At 60.1% G+C, this 8,388-nt stretch carries 9 protein-coding genes; 7 read left to right on the forward strand and 2 right to left on the reverse strand.

What is annotated here, in order from left to right; all coding sequences use genetic code 11:
• Position 1: 1 nt before the first annotated feature.
• The 3 genes from BFP90_RS25695 to BFP90_RS25705 all read left to right on the forward strand — a co-directional run bounded on the left by BFP90_RS25695 (position 2) and on the right by BFP90_RS25705 (position 1,705).
• Entirely contained in the window at positions 2–844 is an 843-nt protein-coding gene (locus BFP90_RS25695; protein ID WP_065898293.1) for an NAD-dependent protein deacetylase, read from the forward strand.
• An 8-nt stretch (positions 845–852) separates the two neighbouring features.
• Entirely contained in the window at positions 853–1,149 is a 297-nt protein-coding gene (locus BFP90_RS25700) for a hypothetical protein (RefSeq protein ID WP_065898294.1), read from the forward strand.
• A gap of 226 nt (positions 1,150–1,375) precedes the next feature.
• On the forward strand, positions 1,376–1,705 hold the full coding sequence (locus BFP90_RS25705; protein ID WP_065898295.1) for a hypothetical protein: 330 nt from the start codon (positions 1,376–1,378) through the stop codon (positions 1,703–1,705).
• Positions 1,706–1,763: 58 nt separating this feature from the next.
• Here BFP90_RS25705 and BFP90_RS25710 read toward each other — a convergent pair whose 3' ends face one another.
• Positions 1,764–2,666 carry a LysR family transcriptional regulator gene (locus tag BFP90_RS25710; RefSeq protein WP_065898296.1) on the reverse strand — a complete coding sequence of 301 codons (903 nt, stop codon included), beginning with the start codon at positions 2,664–2,666 and terminating at the stop codon, positions 1,764–1,766.
• Positions 2,667–2,796: 130 nt separating this feature from the next.
• On the opposite strand from BFP90_RS25710, the gene BFP90_RS25715 reads away from it, so the two are divergent.
• Genes BFP90_RS25715 through BFP90_RS25725 form a run of 3 tightly spaced genes read left to right on the forward strand, consistent with a single transcriptional unit; the run spans position 2,797 to position 5,379 of the window.
• Positions 2,797–3,495: a CoA transferase subunit A gene (locus BFP90_RS25715; RefSeq protein WP_057725645.1), complete on the forward strand. Its 699-nt coding sequence runs from the start codon at positions 2,797–2,799 to the stop codon at positions 3,493–3,495.
• A 31-nt stretch (positions 3,496–3,526) separates the two neighbouring features.
• The gene (locus BFP90_RS25720) at positions 3,527–4,186 is read left to right on the forward strand and encodes a CoA transferase subunit B (protein ID WP_057725646.1); all 660 of its coding nucleotides are present in this window, start codon (positions 3,527–3,529) and stop codon (positions 4,184–4,186) included.
• An 11-nt stretch (positions 4,187–4,197) separates the two neighbouring features.
• On the forward strand, positions 4,198–5,379 hold the full coding sequence (locus BFP90_RS25725) for an acetyl-CoA C-acetyltransferase (protein WP_065898297.1): 1,182 nt from the start codon (positions 4,198–4,200) through the stop codon (positions 5,377–5,379).
• A 217-nt stretch (positions 5,380–5,596) separates the two neighbouring features.
• Here BFP90_RS25725 and BFP90_RS25730 read toward each other — a convergent pair whose 3' ends face one another.
• On the reverse strand, positions 5,597–6,682 hold the full coding sequence (locus BFP90_RS25730) for a DUF1615 domain-containing protein (RefSeq protein ID WP_065895514.1): 1,086 nt from the start codon (positions 6,680–6,682) through the stop codon (positions 5,597–5,599).
• Positions 6,683–6,917: 235 nt separating this feature from the next.
• On the opposite strand from BFP90_RS25730, the gene BFP90_RS25735 reads away from it, so the two are divergent.
• On the forward strand, positions 6,918–8,388 hold a 1,471-nt coding region (locus BFP90_RS25735; protein ID WP_256097515.1), incomplete at its 3' end, for a DUF6531 domain-containing protein.

The raw sequence follows: 8,388 nt of genomic DNA on the forward strand, positions 1-8,388 counted from the left end.
CATGCTCGACACGCTGGAACATCAAGCAGACCACCTCGACACGCTGCACCGGGCGATGGTCGAAAAGCGCTTCCTGGTGCTGACCGGTGCGGGCATCAGCACCTCGTCGGGTATCCCCGACTACCGTGACGGCGAAGGCGTGCGCCGGGGCAAAGCGCCGATGATGTACCAGGAGTTCCTCGCCACCGCGCAGGCACGTCGCCGTTATTGGGCCAGGGCAATGCTGGGTTGGCCACGGGTGCGCCTTGCCCAACCGAACAGGGCGCATCAGGCCCTGGCGACGTTGCAGCAACGTGGGATCATCAGTGGCCTGATCACGCAAAACGTCGACACGCTGCACGATCAGGCCGGCAGCCACGAGGTGATCGAGTTGCATGGCAGCTTGCACCGGGTGCTGTGCCTGGATTGCCGGCAGCGCAGCGAGCGCGACGCGATCCAGCGGCGGATGGAAATCGACAACCCGCACTTTGCGCATGTCCATGCGGTGCAGGCGCCTGACGGCGATACCTTGCTCGACCCTGTTTTCGAGGAGCACTTCCAGGTTCCATGCTGCCCCCACTGCGAGGGGCAACGGCTGAAACCGGACGTGGTGTTCTTTGGTGAAAACGTGGCGCCCGCTACCGCAGCCAGAGCCATGGCTGCCGTGCATGATGCCGAAGGGCTGCTGGTGGTGGGATCATCGCTGATGGCTTATTCGGCGTTTCGCCTGTGCAAGGCGATGGTGGAACAGGGCAAGCCGGTGATTGCCATCAACCTGGGCAAGACCCGCGGGGATGAGCTCCTGCAGGTAAAGATCGAAGCGCAGTGTGAGCAATTATTACCTCTGCTGGTCGAGCGCCTGTAGGAGCGAGCGTGCTCGCGAAAAACCCACAGGCGCCGTGCAACTTTATCCACTTTACCAAACGCTATCACGCGACCCAGCGCACGAAAAATGACGCCCAAGTCACGTTTCTCCTGCATCTCCCCGCCCCCACAACGATTTATGTAGTGCCTAAAAATAATCACTACATAATCGTTGACGTAAGCTTTTTGTCCTTGCATTATCGAGACGTCTCCCGGATCGGGAGTGTTGGTAACACGCGTTTTGAACAGGCTCGTCTGACCGCCGAGCTGTTTTTCCGGATGTGCACTGCCCACAAGGCAGATTGATGAAGCTGACTGGCCCCGAAAGGGAACGGTACAAGGAGCTAAAGCGCTGCTTGTCTTCGTTATGAAAGCGTTGCGTAGCGGTTCATCAGCAAAACTACATGCATCGGTTCACGACCCTGCCCGTATTCGGCAGACCGTCACTGACGCCCGGTTTTCTGAGCCGGAGACAACTTTGAAGTGTTAACGAATCAATTGATAGATCGCCAACTGGTCAAGGGGCTTACACATGAATCTGAACAACCAACCTACTATTGATGAACTGGCTGAGATGTTTGCCGCGCAGAAAGACACACTCGACGACCATATCCTGTGGATTGGCAAATCGGGCGAAGTTCAACTTGACTGCGTAGCGCCTCACACCGAGGAAGCCGAGTTCGACCGCAATCACCGTGAACTGGCGGCGCGCCTGAAGATGTACCGTCGCGGCCAGGGTTATGTCGGCAAGAAAGCGGCGGCCGATCACAACTTCATCGAGCAGGTATTCGACACACTTAACAATGCCTGGGCGTCTTTCAAAGACAGCTCGCAAGTTAAAGTGATTGATCGTTACTACTAAGTAGTTGTTCTAATGTGGGGGCTGGCGTGCCAGTCCCCACTTTTATTATGTGGTGTACTCAAAAAGTTGGAAACCGCCCCTTCCCCGCTTCATCTTTGAAGATATCAAACAGCACCTGCGCCGCTGCCGACAGTTCATGCCCAGGCTTGGTCAGTACGCCAATGGGCCGCTCGATCACCGGGCCGGTCAAGGTGATGCAACGGGCGCCCGCCTCCTCCATCTGCCGTGCGCACAATGCCGGCACAGCACTGACCCCCAAGCCGCTGGCAACCATCTTGCCCACCGTAGCCAATTGATGGCTTTCCAGCGCCACAGGCAGTTTCATCTGCAAGGCGCCCAAGTGCTCTTCCAGCATGACCCGCACCGTCGATGGACGCTGGAGGGTGATGAAGGGTTGCTCCAGCAGCGTTTTCCAGTCGATCTCGGCCACCTGTGCCAAAGGCGAATCGCCCGGTACCACGGCGATAAACCGGTCCAGGTACAAGGGCGTGAACGCCAGTGACGAACCGTCGGACGGCTCGAACGCCACGCCCAGTTCCACCTGGCGGTCGCGCACCATCTCCAGCACCTGCTCGTTGATCAGGTCATGCACCGTCACGTTCACCTGAGGGTAACGCGCGCGGAATATCTTCAGGATCGGTGGCAGCAGGTTGCCGGCAAATGACGGCATCGCCGCCACCGTTACACGCCCGCGTTGCAGGGTGAAGCGTTGGCGCAGTTCGTCCTCGGCGTTGTCCCAGTCGGCAATCAATCGGCGCGCCAGCGGCAGCAGGGATTCGCCTTCGGGCGTCAGCGCGACATTGCGTGTATTGCGGCTGAACAGGCGCCCGCCCAGGCCTTCTTCCAGGCCTTTGATCGTCAGGCTCAGCGCCGATTGGGACAGGTGCAGACGCTCACACGCAGCGGCAAAACTCAGGCTCTGGGCCACGGCCAGGAAGGCACGCATTTGTTTAATGGTCATGAGGCTACTTCGCAGGGTGATCGACTATGCTGTTTTCTAAATCAATCAACCTTAAAAAACAACTTAACAAATCAATCCTTCAGCGCAACACTCGGTCCATTGGCTGGCCCACAAACAATAAGAGGTGCATATGGCAGGTTTCGATAAGCGCGTGGCGTCCTACGAAGAAGCGCTGGCAGGCCTGGAAGACGGCATGACCGTACTCTCCGGGGGTTTTGGCCTGTGCGGCATTCCGGAAAACCTCATCAATGAGATCAAGCGCAAAGGCACCCGTGACCTGACCGTGGTGTCCAACAACTGCGGCGTCGACGGTTTCGGCCTGGGCGTGCTGCTGGAAGAAAAGCAGATCCGCAAGGTGATCGCTTCCTACGTGGGCGAAAACGCTCTGTTCGAAAAGCAGTTGCTCAGCGGCGAAATCGAAGTGGTGCTGACCCCCCAGGGCACCCTCGCGGAAAAAATGCGTGCAGGCGGCGCCGGCATCCCGGCCTTCTTTACCGCCACCGGGGTCGGCACTCCTGTCGCCGAAGGCAAGGAAACCCGCGAATTCAACGGCCGCCCCTACCTGATGGAAGAGTCCATCACCGGTGACTTCGCTATCGTCAAAGGCTGGAAAGCCGATCACTTCGGCAACGTCATCTATCGTCACACCGCCCAGAACTTCAACCCGCTGGCCGCCACCGCCGGCAAGATCACCGTGGTCGAAGTCGAGGAAATCGTCGAACCGGGCGAACTGGACCCGGCGCAGATCCACACCCCTGGCATCTACGTCGACCGGATCATCTGCGGCACCTTCGAGAAGCGCATCGAACAGCGCACCGTCCGCAAATAATCCACGTCCAGAACAATAAGAGGAATCAACCATGGCTCTTACCCGCGAACAAATGGCTCAACGCGTCGCCCGCGAAATGCAGGACGGTTTCTACGTCAACCTCGGCATCGGCATTCCAACCCTGGTGGCCAACTACATTCCCGACGGCATGGAAGTGATGCTGCAATCGGAGAATGGCCTGCTCGGCATGGGGCCGTTCCCGACTGAAGACACCATTGACGCCGACATGATCAACGCCGGCAAGCAAACCGTCACCGCACGCATCGGCGCCTCGATTTTCTCCTCCGCCGAGTCCTTTGCGATGATTCGCGGCGGCCACGTCGACCTCACCGTACTCGGCGCCTTTGAAGTCGACGTCCAGGGCAACATCGCCTCGTGGATGATTCCCGGCAAGCTGGTCAAGGGCATGGGCGGCGCGATGGACCTGGTGGCCGGTGCGGAAAATATCATCGTGATCATGACCCATGCGTCCAAGGACGGTGAGTCGAAACTGCTCAGCCAATGCAGCCTGCCGCTGACCGGCGCCCACTGCATCAAGCGCGTGCTGACGGACCTGGCCTACCTGGAAATCGAAAATGGCGCTTTTGTCCTCAAGGAACGCGCACCTGGCGTCAGCGTTGAAGAGATTGTCAGCAAGACCGCCGGTAAACTGATCGTCCCGGACCACGTTCCAGAAATGCATTTCCAGTGAGGACAGATTCCATGCAAGACGTCGTGATTGTTGCTGCCACCCGCACCGCCGTGGGCAGCTTCCAGGGTTCGCTGGCCACTGTCCCGGCCCCTGAACTGGGCGCTGCGGTGATTCGTCGCCTGCTGGAGCAGACCGGCCTCAACCCGGCCGAAGTCGATGAAGTGATTCTCGGCCAGGTACTCACCGCAGGCAGCGGCCAGAACCCGGCGCGCCAGGCCTCGATTCTCGCCGGCCTGCCCCACGCCGTGCCGAGCCTGACCCTGAACAAGGTGTGCGGCTCCGGCCTCAAGGCCCTGCACCTGGGGGCGCAGGCGATCCGTTGCGGCGACGCGGACGTGATCATCGCAGGCGGCATGGAAAACATGAGCCTGGCGCCGTACGTATTGCCCGCCGCGCGCACCGGTTTGCGCATGGGCCACGCCAAGATGATCGACAGCATGATCACCGACGGCCTGTGGGATGCGTTCAATGACTACCACATGGGCATTACCGCCGAAAACCTGGTGGACAAGTACGGCATCAGCCGTGAGGCGCAGGACGCCTTTGCCGCTGCCTCCCAGCAAAAAGCAATCGCCGCCCTCGAGGCCGGACGGTTTGCCGATGAGATCACACCGATCCTGATTCCCCAGCGCAAGGGCGACCCTCTGGTCTTCGACGTGGACGAACAGCCGCGTGCCGGTACCACCGCCGAGTCCCTGGCCAAGCTCAAACCCGCCTTTAAAAAGGACGGCAGCGTCACCGCCGGCAACGCCTCCAGCCTTAACGACGGCGCCGCAGCGGTGCTGTTGATGAGCGCCGCTAAAGCCAAGGCTCTCGGCCTGCCCGTGCTGGCACGAATCGCCAGCTATGCCAACGCCGGGGTTGACCCGGCAATCATGGGCATCGGCCCGGTCTCGGCCACCCGCCGCTGCCTGGACAAGGCCGGCTGGCAGTTGGGCGACCTGGATTTGATCGAAGCCAACGAAGCCTTCGCCGCGCAATCCCTGGCGGTGGGCAAAGAGCTGGAATGGGACGCCGAAAAGGTCAACGTCAACGGCGGCGCCATCGCCATCGGCCACCCGATTGGTGCTTCAGGCTGCCGCGTGCTGGTGACCCTGCTGCACGAAATGATCAAGCGCGACGCCAAAAAAGGCTTGGCGACACTGTGCATCGGTGGTGGCCAAGGCGTAGCCCTCGCCCTTGAACGCGGCTGATTATCCAAGAGCAACACGGAAAAGGCCCGGTTCCACGAAAACCGGGCCTTTTCTTTATTGATCGTTTGATCGTTCCCTCGCTGCGCGTGGGAATGCATCCCGTGACGCTCCGCGTCACCCTTGCGCAGGTGCCGGATCCTGCGCCGAAAGCGGGACGCGGAGCGTCCGGGGCGGCATTCCCACGCAGAGCGTGGGAACGATCAAACGCCGCAAGAAATCAGCGCTTCATACAACGCTGATAGCGCTCATCCACACGTTTGGCAAACCACGCCGTGGTCAGGTTGCGGGTAATCTTCGGGCTCTTGAGCACGATGCCCGGCAGGATTGCCCGTGGCAATGGTTTGCCGGCAGCCTTGTCAGCCAGGGCGAACACGCGCTTGTAGAGGGTGGTGTCCTCGAAGTCCAACGCTTCGCCTTGCTCCAGTTGACTGCGAATGCTGGGGTTGCGCATATCCAGTTTCGCCCCCAACGAACGCACCGCCAACTCAGTGGTGCCGGGCAGCAACGAACCGTAGCGAATCAAATCCCCATCCAGCGCCAATTCGGCGCCAGAGGCACGGCTGACGGCGGCCTGGAACGCAGCATTGCGGCTGGCGTACCAACCTGCATTGAAATCGGCAAAGCGGTACAGCGGCTGGTCATAGCTGACCGGGTAGCCCAGCAGATGGGCGATACCAAAGTACATGCCGCCACGGCGAGTGAACACTTCGCGGCGAATCGTACCGTCTACCGTGTAGGGATAACCCCGCGCCTGTTTCTGCGCAAAGTCGATGCTGACCTGCATCGGGCCGGCGGTGTGTACCGGGTTGAAGCCGCCAAACAGCGTGTTGCCCAACGGCACGACGCCGATGAAATCGTCGAAGATCCCGCTCAGATCCTTCTCGGTGCGCGCAGCATTCAAACGCTCGGCGTAGGTTTTGCCGGTGGGCGAGCGCAATTGCAAGGCGCTGCGCACGACAAACGCCGGCACATGAACCTTCCCGGCACGCCGCAGGATTTCGTCCTGGGCGATCTTGCCCATGCCCGGCACCGGTGGGTCGACCTGATAGGTGGACTCCTGCTCGGTCACCGCCAGTACGGCGCAGATATTTTCGGTGCTGGGGTAGATCTTCTGGGTGTCGAACGCGGTGTAGATATCCTGGGCCCAACCTTCGCGGTCCGCGACCTTGGCCGGCAGCAGGCGCACGATCTGCGTCTTCACCTCGGCCTCGCTGCGCTCGGGTTGCTGCGGACCGCGTGAGGTGGAGCAACCGGCCAGCACCAGTAAAGTTGCAAGGCAGAGGATCAGGCGGCTTGAATACATATGGCTTCCTTGGTGAACGGCGGGTCGGGCGATGGGGATATCGACAGGCAAGTCTAACCGGGGTTCGTGGGTATGCCGAACTCACTGCGACTCTGGCTGAAACTTCCCACATAACCGTCGGATAAGCTCTACTCCCCGCCTCTGAAAACCGCTGCAAAGTCCTTCGCCTGATTAAACAGTGCGAGGGATTGCAGATGGTTTTTCCGGTTAAAGCCCTGATCGACAGGGCTCACCCATGATCGACGCAACCAGCCAAGCCATTGGCTTCCTGGTGTTGGCCGCGATGGACGCAAAGACGCGGGACGTCGAATCCATCCTCAGCGATTTCCGTGGGTGCCTGCACCCATACGACACCTGGGCTCAAAGCTTTTTCAGCTTTTCGGCACTGAATGTCGAGCAAGTGTTCAAGGTGGGAGAAGAAGTAGCGCTCGTAGCGCCGATCAATCGGTCCCTCTTTCCCAGCAGCACGGTCGCCACGTGTACAGCCAACGGCACGTTGACCCTGGTGCATATGTTCCAGAGTTCGCGATTCGTGCCGATCGGCAACACGCCGGTCGTGGTGCAGCGCATCGATCCAGACGGCGGTCCCCTGGGGGACCCACTCCATAAAATCATCGGTCCCAGTGGCATTCTGGAAATCACCGAGTGTGATCGCAACCTGAAGTACCGAGTCAGTTTCTACCCCGACGTTTCTTCAGAGCATTTCAAGGCGCTGTACGCTTCTTATCAGTCGGTCATTGCGTCACTGGAAGGCTGGTTGCGCAGTGAGTGGGGGACCACTTTCGAACCCCTGTGGAAGGGGTACTCCGAGGCAAACTTCCTCAAGCGCTACCTTTCGCTGTACGGCGCCTATGCCCGAGGTTTCAGCGACTCCCTTTACTCAATCTGGGACGACGTAGAGCAGTTATTTCAATGGCTGTCAGCCCCCCTGGCCAATGCTGAAAAGCTGCTGCATTACTTTTCCCAAGACGAGTTTGAAAAATTACTGACGTTAAGTGCCGAGACGCTCGCCAAGGGTCTGCTGGTGCTGAGCGACGAGCCGTTGCTGTTCATTTACCTGGCGGCGCTGGTCAGTTGGATGCGCATGCTGCCACCGCCCTATATGAACGAAATGCTGGGCGAGATTGGCGCCGAGGTCGTCATCAACCTGTTATTAGGCCTGGCGACGGGCGGCATGGGTATTGTGCTGCGCATGAGCACGAAAGTGCTGGCTGGCATCAAGTCGCGCCGGGTGCGCAGGTGGCTGGAGCAGATAGCCGAGCAGTTCGGGAAAGTTCGCCTGGTCGGGCATAGCGAAGCGCTCAAGCCGGTGCTGCTGAGCAGCGCGGCGACGCCGATCAAGGCAGTGCCGGTGGCGCCGTTGAAGGCTGGCGAGCATCTGGTTTCGAACCCCGTGCCGATGGTTCGCAACAAAACGCAGCGTACGGCGTTGGTGCGCCAGGAGCCGGTGGATGATGTGCCTGCCGTGGCGTCCAACCCGAAGGGCGATGCGGCGGCTTCTGCGGACAAGACCGTTACTCACGGTTGCCCCGTATCGATGGTCACCGGCGAGGAACTGCTGACCCTGACCGACGGCGCGCTGGATGGCATCTTGTCGTTCGAGTGGACGCGCTTGTACCGCACCAGTGCGGTGGACGTGGATTGCGGGTTGGGGTTTGGCTGGAGTCATGCGCTGGCGCACAGGCTTTCTGTGTCGGGCGATTCGG

Source organism: Pseudomonas sp. 24 E 13 (assembly GCF_900004715.1).
In the GTDB taxonomy this organism is placed as follows: Bacteria; Pseudomonadota; Gammaproteobacteria; order Pseudomonadales; family Pseudomonadaceae; genus Aquipseudomonas; species Aquipseudomonas orientalis_A.